Origin of the sequence: Nocardia exalbida NBRC 100660 (assembly GCF_000308575.1) — a bacterium.
Taxonomy (GTDB): Bacteria; Actinomycetota; Actinomycetes; order Mycobacteriales; family Mycobacteriaceae; genus Nocardia; species Nocardia exalbida.
The window spans coordinates 41,966-66,073 of record NZ_BAFZ01000024.1 but is presented as its reverse complement, the minus strand read 5'-3'; the positions used below and the strand labels follow the sequence as shown (position 1 = coordinate 66,073).

Genomic DNA, 24,108 nt, shown 5'->3' with positions numbered 1-24,108 from the left:
AACCGGCTCACGTCCGCCACGTCGGCCACTGATCACCGGCCGACGGGACAACCGCCCACCACAACGAACCGCGTGCACGAGGTCCATGCCTCGCGCCCCTACGTACCCAGCGCACCCCAACTCCCGGTTTCGAGCGAAGCCAGACCGAGCATCCGCAATCCGCGAACCGGCTCACGTCCGCCACGTCCGCCACTGATCACCGGCCGACGGGACAACCGCCCACCACAACGAACCGCGTGCACGAGGTCCATGCCTCGCGCCCCTACGTACCCAGCGGCACCTCAACTCCCGGTTTCGAGCGAAGCGAGACCGAGCATGTTCCGTTCGCGGCCCGGCTCGCGTTTGCGCGGCCGCCGCGTACGCGACGAAGGAGCAAGCGGCGGTCGCGCAAACGCGAGCCACAAAGGGGCCGCGAACACGCAGCGCCGCAGGCGCTGCCAAACTACACAGCCGCAACCCGCTTGGCGAGGTCGTCGGCGAGCTGGCGTGCTTGGCCGGGGTCGGTGGCCTCCACCATCACGCGCACCAGTTCCTCGGTGCCGCTGGGGCGCAGCAGTACTCGCCCGGAGTCGCCCAGCACGCGCTCCGCTTCCAGCACCGCTTCCCGGATCTCGGGTGCGCGCGCGACTACGGATTTGTCGCTGACCGGCACGTTCACCAGGATCTGCGGCACGGTCTGCAGCACGCTCGCCAGGTCGGCCAGGGTGCGCTGGGATTGTGCCATTCGCGCCATCAGGCGCAGGCCGGTGAGGATGCCGTCGCCGGTGGTGCCGTATCGGGGGAACACCACGTGCCCCGACTGCTCGCCGCCCAGGGTGAAACCGCCGCGCCGCAATTCCTCGAGCACGTAACGGTCGCCGACGGCGGTGGTGCGGACGGTGATTCCGGCCGCGCGCATGGCGATGTGCAGCCCGAGGTTGCTCATCACGGTGGCGACCAGGGTGTTTTCGGCCAGCTCGCCCGCGTCGTGCATGGCCAGGGCGAGGATCGCCAGGATCGCGTCGCCGTCGACCACATTGCCGTAGGCGTCGACGGCCAGGCAGCGGTCGGCGTCGCCGTCGTGCGCGAGACCGAGATCGGCGCCGTGCTCCACCACCGCGGCCCGCACCTGGTCGAGATGGGTCGAGCCGCAGCCGTCGTTGATGTTCAGCCCGTCGGGCTCGGCGTTGATGGCGATCACCGTCGCCCCGGCCTCGCGGTAGGCGGCAGGACCGACTTCCGCGGCGGCGCCGTGCGCGCAGTCGACCACGACGGTCAGTCCGGACAGGTCGTGGCCGGTCGCCTCCACCAGGTGTTCCACGTAGCGTTCGTGGGTGCCCGCGAGGCTGTACTGGTCCGGGATGCTGAGCCCTTGATCACGCGCGCCCGCCGCGTTGCGCACCCGTCCGATGCCCGCGCCGGTCGGGCGAAACGGCGTCTGCGCCGCCATCAGCGCCTCGATCCGGTCCTCGATCGCGTCGTCGAGTTTGTGCCCGCCCGCGGCGAAGATCTTGATCCCGTTGTCGGGCATCGGGTTGTGCGAGGCGGAGATCATCACGCCGAGACACGCGTCGTACAAACCGGTGAGGTAGGCGACGGCGGGCGTCGGCAGCACCCCCACCGCGAGCACGTCGACGCCCGCCGCGGTCAGACCCGCGGTCACGGCGGCCTCGAGCATTTCCCCGCTGGCCCGCGGATCGCGGCCGACCACCGCGAGCGCCCGCATCTTGCCCCGGCTCAGGATCTGCGCGGCCGCGCCGGAAACGCGCAGCGCCAGCTCCGGACTCAGTGACTCGTTGGCAAGCCCGCGGACTCCGTCGGTGCCGAACAACCGTCCCATACCTCGCCCCTCATTGATGATCTGTGGCGTAGGCGTCGACCTGGGAGGCACCGGCCTGTGCACCACGAAGGCCCCGCGAACGCCGCGTGTTCATACAGCGCGAGAGCAGGCGACCAGCTGTTCGCTGGGTGCCTGCTCTCGTACAGCTGCCGCGACGACCGTACCGCGTCCGGCACCGCTGGGGCGCCGGACGCGGAAGATCGACGATGCCGATATCAGCGCTTCGAGTACTGCGGCGCCTTACGCGCCTTCTTCAGACCGTACTTCTTGCGCTCGGTGGCACGCGGGTCACGGGTCAGGAAGCCGGCCCGCTTGAGGGCGGGACGATCCTCGGGGGTGACCTCGATCAGCGCGCGGGCGATGGCCAGCCGCAGAGCGCCTGCCTGCCCGGACGGGCCGCCGCCGACCAGGCGGGCGTGCACGTCGAAGGACTCGGTGCGCTCGACGGTCACCAGCGGCGACTTGACCAGCTGCTGGTGCACCTTGTTCGGGAAGTAGTCCTCGATGGTGCGGCCGTTGAGCACGAAGTTGCCGGAGCCGGGGAGCAGGCGCACGCGCACGACGGCCTCCTTGCGGCGGCCGACGGTCTGCACCGGGCGGTCGATCACGACCGGAGCGTAGGACGCCGAGTCCTCGGATTCCTCGTAGCCCGCGCCGTCCTCGACAGCCTCGGCAGCGTCGAATTCCTCGACGAAGTCCTCGTTGAATTCCTCGGGAGCGGTCACTGGGCCACCTGCTTGATCTCGAACGGAATGGGCTGCTGGGCGGCATGCGGGTGCGTCGGGCCCGCGTAGACCTTCAGCTTGCCCGCGATCGCGTTGCCGAGCTTGTTCTTCGGGATCATGCCCTTGACGGCCTTCTCCACGAGCCGATCGGGACGCGTCTCCAACACCTGACCGACGGTCCGCGACTTGAGGCCGCCCGGGTGCCCGGAGTGGTGGTGGATCAGCTTGTCCTGCCGCTTGTTGCCGCTGATGGCAACCTTGTCGGCGTTGATGATGATGACGAAATCGCCACCATCGACGTGCGGGGCGTAGGTCGGCTTCGTCTTGCCACGCAGCAGATTCGCTGCCTGGACGGCGAGACGGCCGAGCACTACGTCAGTGGCGTCGATGACGTACCACTTACGGGTCACGTCACCCGCCTTGGGGCTGTACGTAGGCACAGTGCTTCCCTGTCTGTCGTCGGTGTTGCCGGCCCAGCGTGTGGTCGAGGTGTTCCCGGCGGCCGGTGGAGACCCGGGACTCGGCGGACGTTCGGGCGATTCATCAGGAGTCGACCGGACGTTCCACACGCCGACGAGCCACGATACCAGTGGGGTATCGCGGGAAGAAATCGCCTCAGGTCTCGATCGGCGGGCCGAAGTCCATGGCGCCGGGCGGTCCGGGGATCAGGTAGCGCAGGGTGTCGACGTCGGGCCGTCCGCACTCGGCGGTGCTTTCCCGCACTTCCCGCTGGTCCCCGCGTGCGTTGGTGACCCCCGGTCGCGGCTTGGTGATCGCGTAGGGGGCGGTCGCACAGGCGGCCGGATCGGCCGCGGCCATCTTCTCCGACACGACCGAACCCGTGTCCAGGACGACCGACTCCGCGGTCAGCTCCACCCGATGATTCCCGGACGGGAGCGCGACCACGGCCAGCGCCACCGCCCCGACCACGGTATTGGCGCCGAACAGGTTGCCTTTCATCTTGTTCCACAGCTTGCCCTTGCGGTGCCGGTCCTCGTCGTCGGACTCGGCGCCCTGGTCCTGCCATGGTCCCTGGCCGCCGGGGTACTGCGACTGCTCCGGTGCGCCCGGATAGGGCGGCCGTGGGCCGAGGGGCGCCACCGGCCCCCCGGGCGGCGGCCCCGCGAGTCTGCCGCCTGCCTGCTGATCCTCGGACGCGCTCGGCGGCCGGGTGAAACGGCTGCCCAGCTCGGCGAGGTTCGGCGGGAGGCCGCGCGGCGCTTCGTCGGGTCCGGTCCTGGTCGTCGCCTCGTCGGGCTGGGTCGGATATCCGGGCCCGTACTGGACGCCGGGCACCGGCCTGCTCGACCGCTGTCCCGCGTCCGCCGGTTGCGGCGGGGGCGTGGCCTGCGACGGGTACTCGACGGGGCGCTGCGGGGCGGGCGCGGGTTCGGCGTGGCCGCTCACCGATTCCGGCTCGCCCGCCTCCGTATCGCTCACCAGCAGGTGCGCCGCGCCGAGGACGAGCGCGTGCATCGGATGGTCGGCTACCTGCAGGCGGTGCCCGAGATGGTTCTGGAAGGCCAGCCGCAGCGCGTCGTTGAAGCGCACGTTGCCCGACAGCAGCACCGTCGAGGTGTCCGCGCCGATCGAACGTGCCGCCGCCATCACCTCGATCACGACGTCGTCCGCCGAGCGGGCGTCGCGCATGGCCTCCGCGTCCACCGGAACGTCGACCGATTCGGTGGGCTGCTCGTCGTCGCCGTGCACCGCCACCACCAGCATGCTGCGGCCGTCGGAGTACACGCCCGTCGCGCCGATGCCGTTCGGCCTGGACCGGTCGGGCGGGTGCACCAGTCCGAGCGCGCGGACGTAGCCCGACAGCGCGACGCTCTCCGGCAACGGCTCGACGACGACGTCGAGCTGTTCCACCATCGAGGCGTAGACCTCGACCTTCTCGTCCGGCCAGCTGTCCGGGAAAGGCAACGCCACCAAGTCCGGTTTGCCGCGCAGGTGCTTGCCGATCTCCGCGAGCGGGTTGTACATGCGCGCACGGAAGACCAACTCGGCGGGCCAGGTGGCGCCCGCGACCACGATCTGCGGATGTCCGAGGATGTCGCGCACGTCGGCGATCGCCATCCCGAGATCGGGCCTGTTGCGTTCCACGCCCGCCGTGTGCAGCCGACCCGACGAATCCGCCAGCAGATATGCCGGCGGCGTCCACATACCTTCCACTTGCACCGGGCGGATGGGAACGCCACCACCACCCGCGGCCACGGACACCACATCCCAGCCGAGATGCACTGCCCCTACTCGCACCGTCACAGGCATAAGTGTGCCCGGTTCGCGGCCGAGATGCTCGTCGGTGCCGTGCGTTGCCGTCCGGCGCCCCTTTCGCGTACCGGGGCGCTCGCGCCGCGTTCGAATCGCGTCATGCCGACGACTTCTTCAGTCGCAACCGGCGCCACGTCATGACCGCCAGCAACAGGGTGATCAGCAGCAGCACGCCGACGTCCAGCGCCCAGATCTCCGGCTTGTGCTGCCAGAGCGTGTCGGGTTGCGCGTTCAGGAACAGTTCGCGGATGTTCACCGTCGACGCACCGCTGGCGTATCCCCACCGCGCCGGGAACAGCCAGGACACCTGCTCGAGCACGACCCGCCCGGTGACCGGGATCAGCCCGCCCGCCATCACCAGCTGGCACATGATGGCGACCACCAGCAGCGGCATCACCTGCTCGTTCGACTTCGCCAGCGACGAGAGCAGCAGGCCGACGACCACGCAGCAGATCGCGGTCAGCGCGATATCTATATAGAGCTCCGCGCTGCCGGACGCCAGCACCGCCCCTTCGCCCGGCCGCTTCTTACCCGCCAGCACGATGCCGACCAGCACCGCCGACTGCAGCAGCGCGGTCAGGCTGAACACGGCGATCTTCGCCATCAGGTACGCCGAGGGCAGCAGCCCGACCGCGCGTTCGCGGTGGAAGATCGTCCGCTCGCCGACCAGGTCGCGCACGGTGAGCGTGGAACCCATGAAGCAGGCGCCCAGGATCAGAACCACCAGCAACTGCTGCGTCTCACTGCCGCCTTCTGGCACGAATGTGCCATCGGGTAGCGCTTTCAGCGCGCCGCGCTGGAAGCCGTTCTTTCCCGGCACCACCAGCGAGAGCCCGCCGAGAATGAACGGCAGGATCACCAGGAACGTCAGATAACCGCGGTCGGCCAGGATCAACCGGACCTGACGACGCGCCAGCGTCGAGAACTGCTTGCCGCGACTGGACTGCGGCGGACTGCCCGCGGGCCCGTACGGCTGCGCGGGCGGCGGCGGTGGCGGCGCGAACGCCTGGCGGGAGCGATAGGCCGCGAACGCCTGATCCGGGTTGGCCGCGACGTTGGCGAAGATCTCCGCCCAGTCGCTGGTACCGAGCGCCGCGCCGACGCCTGCGGGGTTGCCGCAGTAGGCGGTCTTGCCGCCGGGGGCGAGCAGCAGCACCTGGTCGCACATGTCCAGGTGCGCCACCGAGTGGGTGACCACGATCACCACGCGGCCCGCGTCGGCCAGTTCGCGCAGCATCACCATGACCTGCCGGTCCAACGCCGGGTCCAGGCCCGAGGTCGGTTCGTCCAGGATGAGCAGCGACGGACCGGTCAGCAGTTCCAGCGCCACCGAGGCGCGCTTGCGCTGGCCGCCGGACAGGCGGTCGACCCTGGTGTCGGCGTGCTCGGTGAGCGAAAGCTCTTGCAGTACACCGTCGATGACCTTCTGCCGGTCCTGCTTGCTGTTGTCCCTCGGCAGCCGCAGCTCGGCCGCGAATCCGAGCGCTTGGCGCACCGTGAGCTGGCGGTGCAGCACGTCGTCCTGCGGCACCATCCCGATGCGGGAACGCAGCGCCTCGTACTCGGCGTGCAGATTGCGCCCCTCGAACGTGACCACGCCGCCCGACGGCTGGGTAGTGCCCGCGATCAGGCGCGACAGCGTCGACTTACCCGCGCCGGACGGCCCGATGAGCGCGGTGAGCGTCCCGCGGCTTGCCGACATGTTGACATCGACGAGCAGTTGCTTGTTGCCCTCGACGGTGAAGCCGACCCCGTGCACCGCGAGGCCCTGCTCGGCGACCGGCTTCTGCCGGTGCACCAGCGCGCCCTGCTGGACGACGAAGTCGATGTTGCCGATGGTGATGATGTCCCGCTCGCGCAGCACCGCGCGCTGCTGGCGGTGCCCGTTGACGAACGTGCCGTTCGCCGATCCGAGGTCCTCGATGGTCAGGCCCTCCGCGGAGGCGACCAGGCGGGCGTGCTTGCGCGAGGCCAGCGGATCGTTGACCACGATCTGGTTGTCGGTGGTGCGGCCGATGCCGAGACCGCCGGCGGGAATGCGGTCGGGGCGGGCGATGGGCGCCGTGCTCGCCCTGGCCCGGACCGGCGGCATGTTCGAGGTGTCCGCCCTGGTCGTCATGTTGACGTTCAGCGCGGGCGACGGCGCGTCCTGCGGCGGCGGATAGCTCGGACGCTGGAATTGCTGCGCGGGCCGCCGGACCGCGTGCGGCGGCGGTCCCGGCTGCGGCGCCTGGGCCGGTTGCGGCGGGCGCGCCGAGGGCCGTTGCGGTGGTTGCGGGTTCGCCGGCAGCAGGTGCAGCAGCGGGCCGCTGATCGCATCACCCAGCCGGACCTGCGTGGGGCGGTCGATCGACACGGGCTGGGTCAGCCTGCGCGCGTCCACGAACACCCCGTTGGTGCTCTTGTTGTCGGTCAACACCCAGGCGCTGCCGTGCCAGGCCAGCGTCGCGTGCACACGCGAAACGAGCGGGCTGTCGACGAACAGCGTCACCTCCGGCGCACGGCCCATCGTGACCTGCTGGCTCGAATCGAATACTCGTTCGTTTCCATCATGGCGCACGGTGATGGTCTGCGCCCCCGGTGAAGACATGCAGCGGATACTATTCCATCACCCGGACATCGGCGGTGCCCCCGATGCGCCAATTGCCCCGATCCGGCGACCGATGTGAACGTATAGCGGCCGACGAGGGGGAGCCTTGCCGAGAGTCCGTGCGACCGTGCTTGTCGCGGCGCTGCTCAGTATTCTGGCGCTGGTCGGGGGCTGTGTCCGAGTGGTCGACGGCCGGGCCGTCTCCATCTACGACGACCCGTTCAAGGTCGCCGGACTGCCCACCACGAGCGGCCCGAGCGGCCCGCGCACCGGCGTCCCGGACAGCACACTCAGCGCGACGAACGGCGACGGCGGGTCCATGGATACGCTGGCGCTCAACGCCATCGATGACATCCAGACCTTTTGGCGCGGCGAGTTCGGCAAGGAGTTCCAAGGCGAGTTCAAGCCGGTGGACAAGCTGCTGTCCTGGAGCGCGAAGTCCGGGCGCAGCGAGGCGGTCGAGTTCTGCAAGGAGACCACCTACCGCTTGGTGAACGCCGCCTACTGCCGCCTGGACAATTCCATCGGCTGGGATCGGTCGGTGCTGCTTCCCACCATGGAGGAGGCCTTCGGGAAGATGTCCGTGGTGATGGTGCTCGCGCACGAGTACGGGCACGCGGTGCAGACCATGGCCAAGATCGTCGGCCCGAAGGATCCGGTGATCGTGAAGGAGCAGCAGGCGGACTGCTTCGCGGGCGCGTTCATGCGGCACGTCGCCGAAGGCAAGGCCAGGCATTTCACGATCAACACCTCCGACGGCCTCAACTCGGTGCTCGCGGCCACCGTCGCCATCCGCGACTCCGACCCCGACGATCCGGAGAGCGTGCACGGCTCGGCCTTCGAGCGCGTCACCGCGGTGCAGATCGGTTTCACCGACGGCCCCAAGGGATGCAAGGGCATCGATCAGGACGAGATCGATCAGCGCCGCGCGAATCTGCCGCAGAGTTTCAGCGACGACCAAGGGCACGGTGAGTTCCCGATCACGAAGGAGACGCTGATCGAACTCACCAAGGCGCTCGAATCCATCCTGCCGATCGACGAGGAGCCGACCTACGACTACTCCCGGGCCGAGATCGACTGCCGCGACGGCGCGGTCACCGAACCGGTGTCGTATTGCCCGGCGAAGAACACGATCGCCACGGACATTCCCGGCCTCGCCGAGCGGGGGACGTCGAATTCCGGTGCGGACGATCCCCTGCCGCTCAAGGTGAGTGGCGACTACAACGGCTACGTCGTATTCATCTCCCGCTACACCCTGGCCGTCCAGCAGAGCCGTGGCGAGAGCCTGGTCGGCGCCAAGACCGGACTGCGCGCGGCCTGCCTGTCCGGAGTGGTCACCGGCAAGCTCGCCGAATCCGGGCGGCCGATCAGTCAGGGTGACATCAAGCTCGCCACCGGCGATCTGGACGAGGCGGTCTCGGGTCTGCTCACCGACGGCTTGGCCGCGAGTGACGCCCAAGGCAGAACCGTGCCCAGCGGTTTCTCGCGCGTCGAGGCCTTCCGCGCCGGAGTCCTGAGCGGCGAGAGCGTCTGCGCCGCGCGCTATTCGTAGCGTGGACTCAGCGGCCGAACGGCGGCGGCGCGGCCAGTTCGAAGCGCAGCACGCGGTTGCCGAGCATGATCTCGGTGCCCGGTACGAGCACCATCGACTGGTGCGGCGCCAAGCGCACCCAGTCGCGGTAGCCCGGCAGGCGGGTGCGGGTGCCGTTGGTCGAACCACAGTCCACCACCGTGACATCCCAGTTCACCAGGCGGATTTCGGCGTGGGCCCTGGACATGCCACCGGAGGCGTCGTCGACGCGCAGCGGCACGAGTCCGCTCTCCGCGGCGGGGGAACGCTCCGGATCGCGACCGACTACCGCGTCGGCGGCGAGCATGTAGGTCATGCCGTCGTCGAGGATCAGCATGCCCAGCGGCGGGCGGACCACTTCGATCAGTGCCTGGGTCTGGTCGACCGGCATCCCGCAGACAGTGCAGAACGCCGCCCTCGGATCGCTGGGATGCGCACGCGCGCACTTGAACCCCATCACCTTGACGGTCAGCGCGGTGGCCTTCGCGGTCGCCTCCAGCCTGCGCTGTAGTTCCGGGTCGGGCCGCGGCGCGGGATTGGTGCCGCCCACCTGGGTGGGCGCGTGGTGCGGGTCGATCGGCGTCTGCTCGGTCTCCGCGTCGAGCATCGCGGTCGACGGCGCGGTCGGATACCGCGGGCGCCCGGCCACCGGCTGCGGTTGCGGCTCGGACCGCTCCCGCCGTCCGGTTGCGGCGGACGGCTCGTGTTCGACGCGCGCCGTGGGCAGCGACGATGTCTCCGGGCGGCGATGCGTGCCCGCGGACCGGGATTCGCTGCCGTTACCGGAAATCCCCGCCCGGGGACCGTCCGACCAGACGATCGCGCCACCCGCCTGGGCGATGCCCTCGACCAACCTGCCGATGCCGGGCTCGGGCGGCAGGTCCGGGATGCGGCCCTTCCCGTCGTCGACGAACAAGGCCGCGGCCCGCGCCGGGACCGCCGCCACCCGATCCACCGTGAAGGCCGCGTCGCTGCCGCGATATCGCTCGAGCACGCCGTCGCCGGCCAGCACGGCGGTGATCGCGCCGTGCAGGAAGATCGCCACGCCCCCGTTCTCGGCGGCGGAGAGGATGCCGAAGTCGATCGGCTCACCCGGGCTGATCTGCTCGGCGTGTTTCATCAGCCAGCGCGTCGCCTGCCGCGCCACCAGGGCGCCGGGGCCGCCCGGCTCCCGATCGGTCGCGTCGCGCACCAGTTCGGCCAGCGACTCGAGGGCGACGACGGCGGGCGAGTCCTGGGTCGGCCTGCCCGGCTTGCGGTGCGCGACCACGACCACCGCGCCCGCGACCCGCGCCACGGCGTGGCTGCCTACGACGACCTCGACCTGCCGATCCTTCACCGGTATCGGCCTCCGCCGGAGGTGTGGTTCGGGGTCGTCGTCACACCGACAAGGGTACCGATAAAGGGTATTGCGATAGGAAGGCCATCGGTCCCCCTCCCCGGCGTCCGTCGGGTAACTTCAGTGTCAGCAACGGGAGGAACGAGGGGCCTGAGATGGTTCGGACGCAACGCATCGCGCTCACCGCGTCATGTCTGGCACTGGCAGGGATGCTGGCCGGTTGCTCTGGCGTGCAGGGGACGCCGACCGCGGGCGAGATCGACGTACGCACGCTGGAAGTCGGCACCTATCCCGTCGACAAGCACGAGTACAGCCAGGATTCGGGCGGCAAAGGCGCACTGCTGGAGGGCATGCGGATGTCGGACGCGGTGGTCCCCACCGTGCGCATCGACCCGGTGCTGAAGTTCGGTCGCGGCAGCACCGTCGTCGCGGATGCCGAGCAGGCATTGGGCTTCGTGGCCAAGGTGTCCAGGCCGGTCTTCGACAACCGCAAACTGGTCGCCGGATACGCGGCCAGCGGCGCCGACCGCCCCGATCCGGCAGGCCAGACCAATCCGGCGCCGGAAGCAACCGCGGTCACCAACGCCCTGTTCCGTTTTCCCGACGAGGCCGCCGCCAAGCTCGCCGCCCGCGAGCTCGAGGATGTCGACATCGCCGTCTCGCCGGACAACCGCAAACTGACGTCGTCGAAGTATGCCGACGCCTACATCCACTGGCGGCCGGGCGTCCCGAACGTCGGTGCCTTCATGGCGCACAAGGAATTCGTCATCTCCTTGTTCATCCAGCGTCCCGTGGCGGATGGCGACGACCTGGTGAAGTGGGTCGACAAAACGCTGGCCGCCGAGGTCGCGCAGCTGGACCGGTTCACCGCGACGCCGGTGAGCAAACTCGACACCCTGAAGGCCGACCCGGACGACCTGCTCGCCCGCGTCGCGGTAACCGACCGCAAGAACCGCGCGCCCGACCCGGCGACCTTCGCCGTCTACAGCGGATACCACACGGTGCACCGCGCCGACGACGAGTCGGTACACCTGCGCCTGATCGAGGACGCGGGCGTGGACCACATCGGCCTCGTCGACGACAGCTACGTCGCACGCACCCGCGACGCGGCCGCGGCCCAGAAGCTGGTCACCGGCCTGCTGGAAAGCGAAGGCGCGCATTACGACACCCTCGGCGCTCCCAGGGACGTCCCCGGTGCCAAGTGCCTACAGCTCAACAGCAAGGGTGACCCGGACCGGGAGTACAAGTACCGCTGCTACGTCGCGTACAAGCGGTACGTCGGAGTCGTCACCAGTGATAAGGAACCGGACGTACGACAGAAGGTCGCCGCGGAGTACGCGCTGTTGGCGAACAGTTTCTGAGACGAGCAGCGGTAGGCGCCCGGCGCCTTCGCGATCCCGGGCCATGGGTCGGCCCACGTAGGATCCGGCGCAACTACCGCAGTCAGGGGAGGGAAGAGTGCAGCACGGCGCTATGTCCAGACCGATTCGAACCGCCTGTGCCCTGGTGCTGGCCGGCGCTGTCGCCTTGGGCGGCGGCGCGTGCGACGGCTCAGAGGCCGCGACGGAGCGGCCCGCGCAGCCTGTCGATCTGGCTCAGCTCGACGTGGGCAATTACCCGACGAAGCCACGTGCGCTCGCTACGGCGAAGAATCCCGAGCAGGCGCGCATGATCGAGGCGGAGCGGCTGGCGAACTTCGTCCCGCTGTCATCGGATATCGACCCGGCGTTCGTTTCCGCGAATCCGTCCATCGCCAAGGTGTTCATCGATCCGAAAGGTTCGCTCGGCCGCATCATGCAGGTCTCCCGCTTCGCGGAGGCCGCACCGGATTTCGTCGCCGGGTTCCTCAGCAGCGCGGGCAGCGCGCCGGACAACCGCGGCACCGACCTGGTCAACGCCGTGCTGATCTTCCCGGACGAGCAGAAGGCGGCCGCGGCCGCCGCTGCTTTGGAACGCGTCGACTTCGAGGCGAACAACCGGAACACGCCGGTGCAGATCCCGAAGTACCCCGCCGCGCACGCCCATTGGCAGCCGCAGGAACAGTCGATCGGGTCGTGGTTCGCCACCGGCAAATTCGTCGTCTACACCTGGATCTTCGACTACGTGAAGATCTTCCTGGAGAAGGTGGACCTTCCGCCGCTGCTCAGCCTGGTCGAGAAGAGCCTCGACACCGTCGTCCCGGCGATCGGCCGGTTCACTCCGACCCCCGTCGATCAGCTGATGACAGCGCCGATCGATATGGACGGCATGCTCAACCGGGCGCTGCCGCGGCCCCGGGAAGACTCCTGGATCGACCCGCCGGGCGCGTACACCGGCGCGGGCGCCCTGCACTTCACCACCGATTCGGCCGAGGACCGCAGGATCATCGAAGCCGCGGGGGTCGATCGGTACGCCACCGACGGGACCGATCTGTTCCGCACGCGCGACGCCGACGCCGCCGTTCAGTTACGCGAGCAGCGCGGCGGGCTGTCGAAGAAATTCCGCGCCGCCGAGTCGCCGAAAGGCCTGCTCGCCGCCCACTGCAAGGAATACATCGGCAACAAGACGGTGGTCGTCCGGTTCTACTGCTCGGTGGCCTACGACCGCTACACGGCGTTCGCGTGGTCGCATCAGCTGCTCGACGCGCAACAGCGCATCTCCGCCCAGTACGCATTGTTGGTGAATGCCGCATGACGAAACTCCGCACCGCCGTCGCCGTGCTCGCGTGCACCGTGACCGCCGCGCTCCTCACCGGCTGTGGTTCGACGATGACGGGGGCCGCGCAGCCGGGTGAGATCGACATTCGCGATCTCGACACCGGCAACTACCCCACCGAGCCGCCGAACGCGCACGACGACGACTACCAGCCGCTGTTCATCGACATGAACAAGGTTGCCGCGATGCGGCTGGCCGACCACGTCGCGTCGGCCTACGACATCGACCCCAGGATGAAATACAGCTGGACGCCCTCCAGCATCAGCAAAGGGACGCTGCCCGGCGAACTCGGGAACCCGGCAGACCTGCGGCCGATCGCGGAACGCAACCGGATGATGTTCGGGTTCCACACCAACGGCTCGGATCAGGACATCAGCCTGATCGCGTCGGGATGGCCGACCAAGCCCCGGCCCAATTCCACGACGGTCGGCACGATCGTCATGCAGTTCCCCGACCCGGAGCGCGCGCGGCAGGCCGCGACCGAGTTCTACGAGGCCGATTTCGGCGCCTACCGCGAGCAGAACGAGCCGGTCACACTGCCGCGGCAGCCACAGGCGCGAGCGCACTGGCGTCCCGGTTCGCCTTTCCTGCGCACGATCCTCGCGCACGGCTCCTACGTGGTGGCGTTCCTCCTTTCGGCCAACGCTCCCGACCGTGCCGCGCTCGTCGCGCTGGCGGAGAAGGCGTACGACGTTCAGCTGCCCCTGCTCGACCAGCTCCCTCCGCTGACCGAAGAAGAGATGCTGCGGTTGCCCTGGGACCCCGACCATCTGCTGAGCCGCACCCTGAATCCGTCCAAGGTCCAGTCGCCGAGCTACGACGATTCGAACGCGCTGTTCGGTCTGCGCGGAATCATGCAATACACCGGAGACCTCGACTACGCGAAACAACGTTTCACAGCGATGGGCGCCCAGAAATTCGCGGCCAACGGCGACACATTGGTGATCCGCACCGCCGATGCGGAGACGGCGCGGCGGGTTGTCACGGAACGTATCACGCCAACGGTGGTTGCCGGTCCGGCAGATCCGCCGCCGCATCTGCCCGATTCGGCATGTGTGGAGAACCGGTCCGGACTATTCGACGACCGGCGATTCAGCTGCGTCGTCGCGTACAAAGAATACGTCGGATTCGTCGCGGCGAATCAACTGCTGGACGCTCAGCAGCGCGCTGCCGCACAATATTCCGTTTTCGCGAACAGCCGATAATGCCGCATTTTCGTCGTACATCGGGTCGAGTATGCTGCGGGGCGAACGCCAGCGGCCCGCGTGGAGTCAGGAGATCGTGAAGATGCCGATGAGCCCCGGGACCATCGTCGGCGGGTACCGCATCCTGCGGGTGCTCGGCGCGGGCGGCATGGGCACGGTGTATCTGGCCAAACATCCCAGCCTGCCAAGAACCGACGCGCTGAAGGTGCTCGGGGGCGAACTCAGCCGCGACTACGAGTTCCGCACCCGTTTCGAACGCGAAGCAAATCTCGCCGCCGGGCTCGACCATCCGAACATCGTCTCGGTCTACAACCGCGGTGAGGAACACGGCCAGTTGTGGATCGCCATGCAATACGTCGACGGCACCGATGCCGCCGCCGAACTGGCCCGTGATCCGCACGCGATGAATCCGCTGCGCGCCCTGCGTATTACGACCGAGGTCGGTAAAGGGCTCGATTACGCGCACCGTAAGGGCCTGCTGCACCGTGATGTCAAACCGGCGAATTTCCTGCTTTCCTCCCCGGCCGACGGTGAAGAAGAACGCGTCCTGCTCACGGATTTCGGCGTCGCGAAATCCAATGACGACACCACCGAACTCACCCAGACCGGCAGTTTCGTCGCCACCATCGCCTACGCCCCGCCCGAGCAGCTCACCGGCAGCCCGCTCGACCACCGCGCCGATGTCTACAGCCTCGCGTGCTCGTTCTTCAAACTGCTCACCGGTCGTAACCCCTACCCGGGAACGCAACCCGCGCTGGTGATGATGGGCCATCTGCACGAGCCTCCGCCGCTGGCCACCGCGGTCAATCCCGGCCTTCCGCAGGCCATCGACCATGTCTTCGCCCGAGCCTTGGCGAAGAACCCGGCCGAACGATTCCACAGCTGCCGCGAGTTCACCGACGCCGCCGCGAGCGCACTCACTCCCGGCTACAACCCCGTGGCCACCAACACTTCCCCCACTTATCCGGTCCAGGTCTTCGATCCGCGGCCGGGAACCGATCCCCGAGTCGCCGTCTCCGGTCGGGTGACCGCCGCACCCCCGCGCAAGAACTGGCTGCTCGCCGCGGCCGCCGGCATCGTGACCGTCGCCCTCGCCGCGGGAATCGGCATCTGGGCGCTGAACCGGGACGAGTCGGGCCCCGCGTCCGCGGCCGCCACGCCGAGCAGCACGGCCGCCCTGGCGCCGCTGGACCGGGCGCGGGCGGACAATCCGGTGTTCCGGGGCAAGACGATCACGATGGTGGATGTGCCACGCGGCTCGCAGGTCTCGATCTTCCTGGGTGGCACCCCGCAGACGAAATTCCTGGAAGATCTCGGATTCGTCTACAACCTCAACTACGCACGTCAAGGCGACGAGGCATCGCCTCGGGAACTGACCGGCTCCACCAGGCTGGAGGCCGCGGCGGACGGCTACGTGCTGGCCGTGCGCAGCGACGAAAAGGCCGGTGGCGGTGGACTGCTCGGTCTGCCCTACCAAGTGGCGGGCACGCGCGCCACGGTGATTCCGCTGGACGATCCCGCCGCCGTCGCCGCGGTCCGCAATTGGAGCGAATCGTCCGAACAGACCCTGCTCGACCGTCTGGTACCGGTGCTGCGCAATCGCGTGAAGTGATTCGGTCACCTTCGCTGAAGCGAAGGCTTCGTTGGCTTTTCGAATTCCGCGACCACTGGATTTCGGCATTCTGCTGGTAGCGGCGAACTTAGGCGTTCGGTAAGGTGTACCGCAGCCAGCCCACTCGCCGATCATTACAGCAGCGAGCAGGGGGAAGGAGGGGAGCCGAGCGCTGGCATTACAAGTCATGCGGACCCGGATTGCGTCGTGGTCTTCCGAGCAGGCCCGTACGCGGCCGCCGAAATCACGGAAGAGCCGGGCCGAAGGGCGCAGGGTCCTGATCCCGTGGGGCGATGCCGAACTATTTCGAGTCGGATGGAACCGATCAGAGCCACACCGCGTCCAACCAGATGTACAGGCCAACTGAGGCTTCCGCCGTTGGCCGAGACGGGAACCGAAAGGAGCCGAAATGGCAGGACAGCTCGAAGCGAGTGAAGAGGCGATCTCGAAGTTTGTGGACAACTGCCGGCAGCGGCACCAGGATCTGCAGACCGCGATCACCGCACTGAACAGCAAGTCGGATCAGACCACCGCCACCTGGAGCGGTGCGGCGCGTCAGGCGTTCGACACCTTCATGGACAGCTACTTCGCCCAGGCGCGGAAGCTGAACGACCAGCTGGATCAGACGTCGGACAAGCTCGCCCACGCTGGACGGAAGTTCGCCGATCAGGACCAGCAGTTCGCCCAGCAGGTGGCCGCGCAGGCCTCCAGCCTGGACCTTCCCTGATCCGATAGCCGTACCACAGACAACAAGGAGCTCCACATGGTAGCGAACGATCCCGGTCGGATTGCCTCTAACTTCGGTGAGGTCGAGGCGGGCGCCCAGTCCATCGTGGCCGAGGCGCGCAGCGTCATGACCATGCTCGAGGATTTCCACAAGCAGGTCACCGACTTCGTGACGAACTACTGGAAGGGTGACGCGAACGACGCGTTCGCCTCACTGCAGGCCCAGTGGAACACACAGGTCACGCAGCTCAACACCACGCTGGAAAGCGCGGGCAAGATGGTCAGCAGCGGAAACTCCGACCTGCAGGGCACCGACACCGCGCTGGCGGGCCTCTTCTGAGATCCCGTCTCGGCTGATTCGAGCCCCCGGTACTTCGGTACCGGGGGCTCGAATCGTTCTGCACAGAGCAACATTCGATCAAGTACGGCACGGCCGCGCAGGTCACGGGACGACGCGGACGGTGTCTCCGAAATGCGAGCACGGGGCCTCCAATTGCCCCCACTCGTCTCCCGCGTACTGGCAGCCGATACTGATCTGAATCCCGAACTCCAGCAGAACATGCCAGTGAACGGTTGATCCGTCTTCCGGATGTTCCAGGTAGGCCAAGCCGGAACGGCCACCGAACATGACGTCGCGCTGCAAGTCGGTCAGTACCCCCGGTGGCCGCTGAGCCATCTGTGTCTCCAGCTTCGCCGCGACCTGCGCATAACTGGACGACGCCGTCAGCGGTGCCTGCATCACCGTGATTCGCTGCCGAGCACCGGCTTCGGGCACCAAATCGAGACGAGCACGTCCGGTATCGGGCGATTGGGTGACGCGCCAGCCGGGCGGGACGCGGAATCGGAGGCGGCCGAATGCTTCCGGTGGCGCTTCATCCGGCGGGCCGATCGGCGGCGGCGCGGCGATCGGCGATGCCACTCCCGTGCCCGGCGCCGCTGCCGTCTCCTCACCTCGGCGACCGGACAAGATGACCGCACCGGCGACGATCAGAACGACGACTGCCAAGGCCGCGACGGCGGCGACCGCGAAACGCGCGGTGTCGTGTCGGGGCTGCTGGGCAGCGGCGCGTTCCCGGAGCGATTGCATCCACTCGGTGGGGGCGGTCGACGCTTCGCGGCGGTCGTTCGGCTCGGCCCGACGACCCTGGACGAGATCGGCACCGGCGACGGTACGTAGCTCGACCTCGGCGCCCGCGGTCTGATCGATCGCGGCACGGAGCAGGTCGAGTTTCGGGGGATCCGCGATAGCGACCACCTGCACGAGATCGATCGGACCGCTGTCCAGCAACCGAGCGATCAAGTTGCACAAACCGGCGTATCCCGCTGATTCCGCGGTGATTTCGGCCAAGGCGAGGGTCGGCTCGTATTCACAGGATTCGAGATGCACGCCGCGATGGCTGCGGATGACCGCTGAGGCCGTGGTGGCCAGCATTCCGAACTCCAGTACCAGGGTTCGCCTGCTATGGCTGGTGCCCTCGTCGGACGCGACCGAACGCACTGCGATGTCCTCGAATACGACGTCCGTGGCGTAGCGGCGCGCCGCCTGGTCGAGCACACCGCGACGGCCGGCGCCCCATTCGGTGGGGCAGATCAATGTCATCCGGGCACACGGGGCCGCGACACGCAGTTTTTCGAGTAGACCTGCGAAGACAGCGCCCATCGCGTCCACCACCGAAGGCGTGCGAGGCGGTAGGGCGATGGCGTCGGCGGGCACGAACTGGATCACCGAACCGACCTGGGTGGGCGGCGTCAGCGGCTGCCCCACCACGAGGTCGAAATCGTTGCTGCCCAGAACAACCGAGGGCGGCATGTCCCAGTGCGTGTCGGCGCCGCGCGCCCAGATACGCGCTTCCGTGACGACGAGCTCGACCTCGGACATCAGGGCGACGGCATCCACGCCGTCTGAACCAGGCCCTCCATATTCCGGGTGACATAGGTGCCTCGGCCCGGCGGCATCGGACTCGGCCGCTTGGTGCCCATCAGGACGCCTTCGTCCTTGCTGCAGCTCAGGATCAGGCCCGCCGAGCCCAGGTCCCGCATCCTGGCCAGCGTCGCCTCGAACATCGCCCTGCTCGCGCCACCCGAACGCCGGGCGATGATCACGTGGAAGCCGAGGTCCCTGGCGTGCGGCAAGTGCTCGAGCAGCGCCTGGACCGGGTTGCCCGCGGAGGTGGCGACCAAGTCGTAATCGTCGATGATCACGTACAGCTCCGGCCCGCTCCACCACGAGCGATCCCGCAACTGCTGCGGAGTGACATCCGAGCCGGGAGTGCGCTTGCTGACATAGGCCGCCAGGTCGTTCATGTTCTGGGTGAACTGCGGCGCCGTGGAGCCATAGCCCGCGAGGTACCCCTCCGGGACGAGCCCGAGCATGCCGCGCCGGTAGTCGCCGAGAATGAAGCGGGCCTTGTCGGGGGTGTTGGACGCGGCGATGCCCTCGATCAGCGAACGCAACAGCGTCGTCTTCCCCGATTCGGTGTCACCGATGATGATGAAGTGCGGGCTCTCCGCGAAGTCGATGTACACCGGCGCCAGCTCGGATTCGTTGATACCGAACGGGATCCGCAGGCACTTCGTGTTCGGGTCGACCTGCGAGGGCCAATCGCCTGCCAGGTACAGCAGTTGTTCGCGCGGAAGCTGTTCGGGCAGCATGCGCACCTGCGGGGCATGACGGCCCGGTGTCAGCCTGGCGATGGTGGCGACCGCGTCCGCGACGGCCTGGGTGAGGTTGGTCGGGTCGGGGGTGCCGTCGATGCGGGGCAGGCCGGTCAGCATGTGCAGGCACTCGGGGGTCATACCGCGGCCGGGCCGCCCTTGCGGGACCAGCGAGGCGAACTTGCGACCCAGATCGGAGTCCATCGGATCACCGAGGCGCAACTCGATCCTGGTGCCGATCTGGTCCTTCAGCGCGGGCCGCGCCTCCGCCCAGCGGTTCAGCGCGATGACCACGTGCACACCGTAGGACAGACCCTGCACGGCGAGGTTCATGATGGTCTGCTCGAGCATCTCGAAGTCCTGGCGGATCGAGCTGAAGCCGTCGATCACCAGGAACACGTCGCCGAACGGATCCTCGTGCGCGCCTGCGGCGCCCGGACTACTGGCCGGGTCCATCGCGCGCAGTCTGCGGAAGTCCGTCATCGATTCGATGCCGAGTTGCCGGAAGCGCGCCTCGCGCTGCCGGACGATGGTGGTCATCTCCGCGATGGTGCGCCGGACCTGGTCCTCGTCCAATCGGCTGGCGACCGAGCCGACGTGCGGCAATCCTTGCAGGCTCGACATGGTGCCGCCACCGAAGTCGAGGCAGTAGAACTGCACCTGCTCGGCGGTGTGCGTCAACGACATCGCCATGATGAGGGTGCGCAGCGCCGTCGATTTACCGGACTGCGGACCGCCGACAATGGCGACATTGCCACGGGCGCCGGACAGGTCGATGACCATCGGGTCGCGGCGCTGGTCGTAGGGCCGGTCGACGATGCCGATCGGCGCACGCAGCGTGGACACCGCGGAGTACTCGCCGGTGAGGAGGGAGCGCGGGAGGAGCTGGTCCAGCGTCGGCGCCTCGTCCAGCGGCGGCAACCAGATCTCGTGTGCCGGGCGGCCGTGGCCGCGGATCCGGGAGACCAGCATGTTCAGGTTGGACAGCTGCTCGCCGTCCTCGTCCTGCTCCTGCTCGAGGCTCGGTTCGGGCGGCAGCGGAACGCGGTCCGCCGCGCGGAAGTCGACATGCGTCGCGGTGAACTGTCTTGCCTTGACGTCGATCTCGCCGGACTGCGTGGCCACGATCATGTCGCGCTGCGAGCCACCGCCGACATACTGGCCGGAGACATAGGAAGCCTGGAAGCGCTGGATCTCGCCGGAGTCCGCCTTCAGGTAACCGCCGCCGGGGTTGTTCGGCAGGTTGTAGGCATCCGGCACACCGAGCACCTGACGGGACTCGTTGGCGGAGAACGTCTTCAGGCCGATGCGGTAGGACAGGTGGGCCTCCAGGCCCTTGAGCTTGCCTTCTTCCAGGCGCTGCGAGGCGAGCAGCAAATGTACGTGCAGCGAGCGGCCGAGGCGGCCGATCATGACGAACAGCTCCGCGAAATCCGGGTGCTGGGTGAGCAGTTCGGAGAACTCGTCGAGCACCACGAACAGCGCGGGCAGCGGATCCAGGTCGGCGCCCGCCGCCCTGGCCTTCTCGTACTCGGAGACGTTGGCGAAGTTGCCCGCGGCCCGCAGCACTTCCTGGCGGCGGTTCATCTCACCGGCCAGGGCATCCTTCATACGGTCGACGAGGTCGGCCTCTTCCTCCAGGTTGGTGATGACGGCCGCGACGTGCGGAACACCCTCCAAGCCGAGGAACGTCGCGCCGCCTTTGAAGTCGACCAGCACCAGGTTCAACTGGTCGGGTGAGTGCGTGGCCAGCAGGCTGAGCACGAGGGTGCGCAGGAACTCCGACTTACCGGAACCGGTGGCGCCGATGCACAGACCGTGCGGGCCCATGCCGTTCTCGGCGGCCTCCTTGATGTCCAGCTCCACCGGAAGGCCGTCGGCGCCCACCCCGAACGGCACGCGCAGGCGTTCCCGTCCGTAGCGCGGCCGCCAGGCGTGTTCCGGGTTGAACGCGCCGATGTCGCCGAGACCCATCAGCTGGCTCCAAGTCGAGATCACCTCGGAGTCATCGGTTTCCACGTCGCTGCTGCGCTGCGTGGCCGCACGATAGGGCGCGAGCCTGCGCGCCACCTGCTGCGCCTGCTCGGGGCTGATCCGGTCGATCAGTGCGAAGCGCTCCTGATTGCCGGTGGCGCCACGGCCGACGCACTCGCCGTTCTCGACGATCATCTTGATGCCGCGCGACACCGCCAAGCGCGGCGCGTAACCGCACAGGTCGATGATGGTGACGCCCTCGTAGCCGGACTCGCGCAGTTGGTCGTCCTCGGCCTCGAGCAGACCGCCGTCGACCACGAAGACGATGTGCACCATGTTCGCGTTGGCCGGCTGGTTGCGCGAGTACCTGACCCGATTGCCGAGCAACGGATGCAACCCGGCCATGGCCTCCCGGATCGAACCGTAGAACATGCGCTGGGTGCCGATGCCGTCCTGCGCGTCGGGATGCTGGGTGTGCGGGAGCCACTTGGTCCACTCCCACTCCGGCGCGGTGTCCGGTCCGCAGACGACCGCGACGAGCACCTGGTCCGGCGCCTGGAACATGCACAGCTGCACCAGCATCGCGCGGGTCATATCGCGCGCCTGTGCCCGGTCGCCGTCCAGCGCGATGGTGGCGAAGCCCTTGACCGCGATGGCGGTCGGCAGGTCGGGCACGGTCGAATGGGCGCGCACGAAGCGGCGCAGCGAGACGGCGGCGATCGGCTCGAGTTCCTCGACCGGGCCGGTCTCGGGGGCGACCAGCCTGGTGGCCAGGCGCTGCCCGCCGAGACCGATGCGGGCATGGCAGAAGTCCTTGTCCCCCGCCCGTCGTTCCCACATGCGGCTGGTGCCCGCGAGCATCCAGACCAGTCCCGGCTCCGGGTGGCTCCATTCGACGGAAGCCCGCTGCTGCGCGGCGGTCTCGTCGACGTCCTTACGAACCTGGTCGAGGTAACGCAGGTAATCCTTGCGATCCTCGTTCGCCTCGGCGGCCTTCTGCCCCTTTCCTCCGCCCTGACCGGCGAACATGCCGACCATCGAGAACATCATCATGAGCGGGAACATCATGCTCATCGGGTTGGAGGCGATACCGCCGCCCTGGGTGAACAGCAACGCCATCATGCCGACCATGCCGATCACCATCACGACGGGCATGAGCTTCATGACGAGGTTTCCCGGTGTGACCCGGGGGATTTCGGGCGGGGGCTGCAGCGTGACCTCGCCACCGGGTGTTCGAGGCATCTCGCGGCGCGCACGGCGCTGGAAGCGGACAGTGCTCATCGACGAGATTCCCCCTTCGGCCAGCTGTGATCCGGCCTCAGTGTAGAGGTCACAGCCGACATGTCGTACAGTTCGACCAGCATTCTGCTGCCCGGACCGTGGGTTCGCAAGCTCTCCCCCGGCCTGCGGGGCCGCGGAATCACGAGGTAGAAGACCGAGTTGGGGGAAGCTTGACGCACGCGCGACTTGACCACATCGACGAAGAATCCTCGCGCGGGATCGTCCGCGCTCCCGATCTCGCCCGGGTGACGATTCTGGCCAAGCACACTCAGGTCGACATGGCCATACCGGTCGACGTGCCGGTCGCGCTGGTGATTCCGAGTGTGGTCGACATGGTCGCCCAGCACAGCCGCAGCAACGATTTCGACAACGAGGGCGAGCGTTACGAGCCCGCGGAATGGGTGCTCGCCCGGATCGGCCACCCGCCGTTCTCGAACTCGCTCAGCCTCGGCGAACACGGTGTCCGCGACGGCGAACTACTGATGCTGGAAAGCGCCTCGCACACCGCGCCGACACCGCTGTTCGACGACATCATGTACAACGTCGCGATCGCCGACACCGACCACTACCGCAGCTGGACCCCGCGGATCGCGCGGATCACCGGCTCGGTGCTCGCGGCGATCACCATGATGGTGGGCTGCCTGGGTCTGCTGTTGTCCCCCGGCTCGCTGCCGATCGGGGTGGGCGGCTCGATCGCGCTGATTGTCGCGATTCTGCTCGTCGTGAGCGCGATGGTGCTGAGCAGGATGTACGGCGACACCGGCACGGCACTGGTGCTCGGCGGGTGCGCACTGCCCCCCGCGTTCAGCGCGGGCATGCTTTTCGTGCCGGACGATTACGGCTGGGCGCATATCCTGCTCGGATCGGTTCTCGCGGGGGCGACGGCGATCCTGGCCTGGCGGGTCATCGGCGTCGGTCTCGCGTTGTTCATCGGCGTGGCTACGCTCGCGACGTACGCGGTGCCCGCGGCGCTGGTCGGTCTGCTCACCGACCATCCGGAGCGCGCGATCGGCGCGGGCGCGGCGGCGCTCGGCCTCGGCGGGCTCTCCCTGGCGCCCCGGGTGTCCATGCTGCTGGCGAAACTGCCGCTGCCGCCGGTCCCTTCGCCCGGCACCCCCATCGATCCCACCGAGGACGACCCGGACGATCACCGCGCGCTGCCGACCATGGAGGCGCTGCGGGTGAAGTCGGATCACGCCCGCAAGTACCTCGCGGGCCTGGTCGCGGCGACCACGCTGGTCACCGCCGCGGGCGCGATCGCCGCCACCGACCCGGCCTCCGACGACCCGTACTGGCAGGGCATCGCGCTCGCACTGGTCTGCGCGGCGGTGCTGATGTTCCGCAGCCGCACCTACGCGGGCGCGGAGCAGGCCGTCGTGCTCATCGCCGGTGGCGCGGGCATCGTGCTGATCATGCTGGTGGGCGCCGGTTTCGCGATGCACCAGCCGCTGGCCGTCTTCGGCGCGGCGATGGTGGTCCTGGTCGCGGCGCTGATCCTCGGCATCATCATCCCGAACCAGTCGGCCACCCCGCCGATGCGCCGCGGCGTCGAACTGCTCGAGTACACGTTCGTCGCCGCGGTACTGCCGCTGGTCTTCTGGGTGACGGATCTCTACGCCCTCGTCCGCGGGCTGTGAGCTCGGG

The 24,108-nt window shown here is 68.3% G+C and carries 16 protein-coding genes; 8 read left to right on the top strand and 8 right to left on the bottom strand.

The genetic code is table 11. From position 1 onward, the window contains the following. Positions 1–442: 442 nt before the first annotated feature. The 5 genes from glmM to ON29_RS04925 all read right to left on the bottom strand — a co-directional run bounded on the left by glmM (position 443) and on the right by ON29_RS04925 (position 7,408). Positions 443–1,819, bottom strand: a complete 1,377-nt coding sequence (gene glmM / locus ON29_RS04945) for a phosphoglucosamine mutase (protein WP_040864935.1) — start codon at positions 1,817–1,819, stop codon at positions 443–445. A 215-nt stretch (positions 1,820–2,034) separates the two neighbouring features. Then, on the bottom strand, positions 2,035–2,544 hold the full coding sequence (gene rpsI / locus ON29_RS04940) for a 30S ribosomal protein S9 (protein WP_051174875.1): 510 nt from the start codon (positions 2,542–2,544) through the stop codon (positions 2,035–2,037). After that, positions 2,541–2,984 (bottom strand): 50S ribosomal protein L13, encoded by a 444-nt coding sequence (gene rplM / locus ON29_RS04935; protein WP_040864934.1) that lies wholly within the window; start codon positions 2,982–2,984, stop codon positions 2,541–2,543. Before rplM ends, rpsI begins: the two co-directional genes overlap by 4 nt. 175 nt (positions 2,985–3,159) lie before the next feature. Beyond that, positions 3,160–4,815 (bottom strand): chromosomal replication initiator protein DnaA, encoded by a 1,656-nt coding sequence (locus tag ON29_RS04930; protein WP_040864933.1) that lies wholly within the window; start codon positions 4,813–4,815, stop codon positions 3,160–3,162. A gap of 100 nt (positions 4,816–4,915) precedes the next feature. Beyond that, complete coding sequence (locus tag ON29_RS04925; RefSeq protein ID WP_040864932.1) at positions 4,916–7,408, bottom strand: FHA domain-containing protein; 2,493 nt, start codon at positions 7,406–7,408, stop codon at positions 4,916–4,918. A 106-nt stretch (positions 7,409–7,514) separates the two neighbouring features. On the opposite strand from ON29_RS04925, the gene ON29_RS04920 reads away from it, so the two are divergent. Further along, positions 7,515–8,960: a neutral zinc metallopeptidase gene (locus ON29_RS04920; protein ID WP_051174874.1), complete on the top strand. Its 1,446-nt coding sequence runs from the start codon at positions 7,515–7,517 to the stop codon at positions 8,958–8,960. A 7-nt stretch (positions 8,961–8,967) separates the two neighbouring features. On the opposite strand, the gene ON29_RS04915 is transcribed toward ON29_RS04920, so the two are convergent. After that, a complete protein-coding gene (locus tag ON29_RS04915; protein WP_040864930.1) occupies positions 8,968–10,317 on the bottom strand; it encodes an FHA domain-containing protein in 1,350 nt (449 codons plus the stop codon). A 155-nt stretch (positions 10,318–10,472) separates the two neighbouring features. On the opposite strand from ON29_RS04915, the gene ON29_RS04910 reads away from it, so the two are divergent. From ON29_RS04910 to ON29_RS04885, 6 genes are all read left to right on the top strand, one after another. Beyond that, entirely contained in the window at positions 10,473–11,678 is a 1,206-nt protein-coding gene (locus tag ON29_RS04910; protein WP_040864929.1) for a DUF7373 family lipoprotein, read from the top strand. Positions 11,679–11,790: 112 nt separating this feature from the next. Next, positions 11,791–12,990 carry a DUF7373 family lipoprotein gene (locus ON29_RS35315; protein ID WP_245548826.1) on the top strand — a complete coding sequence of 400 codons (1,200 nt, stop codon included), beginning with the start codon at positions 11,791–11,793 and terminating at the stop codon, positions 12,988–12,990. Then, complete coding sequence (locus ON29_RS04900) at positions 12,987–14,216, top strand: DUF7373 family lipoprotein (protein ID WP_040864927.1); 1,230 nt, start codon at positions 12,987–12,989, stop codon at positions 14,214–14,216. The genes ON29_RS35315 and ON29_RS04900 overlap by 4 nt, the downstream gene beginning before the upstream one ends. Positions 14,217–14,298: 82 nt before the next feature. Further along, positions 14,299–15,828, top strand: coding sequence for a serine/threonine-protein kinase (locus tag ON29_RS04895; protein WP_040864948.1), 1,530 nt, complete (start codon positions 14,299–14,301; stop codon positions 15,826–15,828). Positions 15,829–16,237: 409 nt separating this feature from the next. Beyond that, entirely contained in the window at positions 16,238–16,555 is a 318-nt protein-coding gene (locus ON29_RS04890; protein WP_039795679.1) for a WXG100 family type VII secretion target, read from the top strand. A 36-nt stretch (positions 16,556–16,591) separates the two neighbouring features. After that, complete coding sequence (locus ON29_RS04885; protein ID WP_040864926.1) at positions 16,592–16,894, top strand: WXG100 family type VII secretion target; 303 nt, start codon at positions 16,592–16,594, stop codon at positions 16,892–16,894. 102 nt (positions 16,895–16,996) lie between these two features. Here the strand turns inward: ON29_RS04885 and ON29_RS04880 are convergent, their stop codons facing one another. Next, positions 16,997–18,433 carry a type VII secretion-associated protein gene (locus tag ON29_RS04880; protein WP_157172657.1) on the bottom strand — a complete coding sequence of 479 codons (1,437 nt, stop codon included), beginning with the start codon at positions 18,431–18,433 and terminating at the stop codon, positions 16,997–16,999. Next, complete coding sequence (locus tag ON29_RS04875; RefSeq protein WP_040864924.1) at positions 18,433–22,464, bottom strand: type VII secretion protein EccC; 4,032 nt, start codon at positions 22,462–22,464, stop codon at positions 18,433–18,435. The genes ON29_RS04880 and ON29_RS04875 overlap by 1 nt, the downstream gene beginning before the upstream one ends. A gap of 170 nt (positions 22,465–22,634) precedes the next feature. Here ON29_RS04875 and eccD point away from each other — a divergent pair, with 170 nt between their 5' ends. Further along, on the top strand, positions 22,635–24,101 hold the full coding sequence (eccD, locus tag ON29_RS04870) for a type VII secretion integral membrane protein EccD (RefSeq protein ID WP_040864923.1): 1,467 nt from the start codon (positions 22,635–22,637) through the stop codon (positions 24,099–24,101). The last annotated feature ends 7 nt before the right edge of the window (positions 24,102–24,108 follow it).

Bases quoted from the DNA above. Each gene is read 5' to 3' on its own strand.
- ON29_RS04925 (WP_040864932.1), bottom strand. From the start codon at position 7,408: ATGTCTTCACCGGGGGCGCAGACCATCACCGTGCGCCATGATGGAAAC.
- glmM (WP_040864935.1), bottom strand. From the start codon at position 1,819: ATGGGACGGTTGTTCGGCACCGACGGAGTCCGCGGGCTTGCCAACGAG.
- ON29_RS04885 (WP_040864926.1), top strand. From the start codon at position 16,592: ATGGTAGCGAACGATCCCGGTCGGATTGCCTCTAACTTCGGTGAGGTC.
- ON29_RS04910 (WP_040864929.1), top strand. From the start codon at position 10,473: ATGGTTCGGACGCAACGCATCGCGCTCACCGCGTCATGTCTGGCACTG.
- ON29_RS04875 (WP_040864924.1), bottom strand. From the start codon at position 22,464: ATGAGCACTGTCCGCTTCCAGCGCCGTGCGCGCCGCGAGATGCCTCGA.
- ON29_RS04880 (WP_157172657.1), bottom strand. From the start codon at position 18,433: ATGTCCGAGGTCGAGCTCGTCGTCACGGAAGCGCGTATCTGGGCGCGC.
- ON29_RS35315 (WP_245548826.1), top strand. From the start codon at position 11,791: ATGTCCAGACCGATTCGAACCGCCTGTGCCCTGGTGCTGGCCGGCGCT.
- ON29_RS04895 (WP_040864948.1), top strand. From the start codon at position 14,299: ATGCCGATGAGCCCCGGGACCATCGTCGGCGGGTACCGCATCCTGCGG.
- ON29_RS04890 (WP_039795679.1), top strand. From the start codon at position 16,238: ATGGCAGGACAGCTCGAAGCGAGTGAAGAGGCGATCTCGAAGTTTGTG.
- ON29_RS04930 (WP_040864933.1), bottom strand. From the start codon at position 4,815: ATGCCTGTGACGGTGCGAGTAGGGGCAGTGCATCTCGGCTGGGATGTG.
- ON29_RS04900 (WP_040864927.1), top strand. From the start codon at position 12,987: ATGACGAAACTCCGCACCGCCGTCGCCGTGCTCGCGTGCACCGTGACC.